Source organism: Alcanivorax sp. HI0083, assembly GCF_001635175.1.
In genome coordinates this window covers 1-697 of sequence record NZ_LWFX01000569.1, presented here as the reverse complement: position 1 = coordinate 697, position 697 = coordinate 1, and the positions used below count along the sequence as shown (strand labels likewise).

General features: G+C 60.7%; 2 protein-coding genes. Both read right to left on the bottom strand.

Annotated elements, in window-relative coordinates:
* Positions 1-200 (bottom strand): AAA family ATPase (locus A3754_RS05775; RefSeq protein ID WP_156496842.1); only part of this gene is annotated, 200 nt, incomplete at its 3' end.
* A gap of 187 nt (positions 201-387) precedes the next feature.
* On the bottom strand, positions 388-696 hold the full coding sequence (locus A3754_RS05770; RefSeq protein WP_082904761.1) for a putative quinol monooxygenase: 309 nt from the start codon (positions 694-696) through the stop codon (positions 388-390).
* Between the last annotated feature and the right edge of the window lies 1 nt (position 697).

The window sequence follows — 697 nt, the reverse complement described above, 5'->3', positions numbered from 1 at the left end:
CGAATCAGCGGCGCTTCCAGAAAGGCGGCGGCCGCTTTTGCCAGCTCGGTTTTGCCCACCCCCGGCGGGCCTTCCACCAGCACCGGCTTGTGTAGCTGCGCCGCCAGGTACACCGCCAGCGCAATGCGCTCGCTGCAAATGTAACCCTGCTCGGAGAAGCTGCGAATAATGTCTTCGACGGAGTCGATACGGGTTTTCATGGGCACTCCTGCACAACCTTGCCAAGGCACAGCGAAAGCCAGACCTTGCCTGAGCCAGACAGAGTAACGCAGAGCACGACGGGAGACACTGGCCAACCACGACACAACACCGACAGGAAGCGGCGCAGGACAACGCGGTGAGCGAAAAGGAATCAATGAACGAACACGCAGAGCGCCGACCGGGGCGTTAATGCAGAGTGATGTTATCCGCCAGCACCACAGGGGCGATCTCGCTGACGTCCTCGACAATGGGGTCGCCATCCATGCTGGACACATCAAAGCGAGCCGAGGTGACATCGCCATCAATCATGTCGGGAATGGCATCGAGAAAGGCGTCCACATGCTCGGAGCCAAAATGGATTTCCAGCGCATCCAGGTTCGACCACTGCTGCCACACCATAATCACCCTGGGCGCATCCGCCTGCAGGTATACCTCATAGGCCAGACACCCCCGCTCTCCCCGCGACGCACTGGCAAGCGCCTGCACCAGCGCCAAC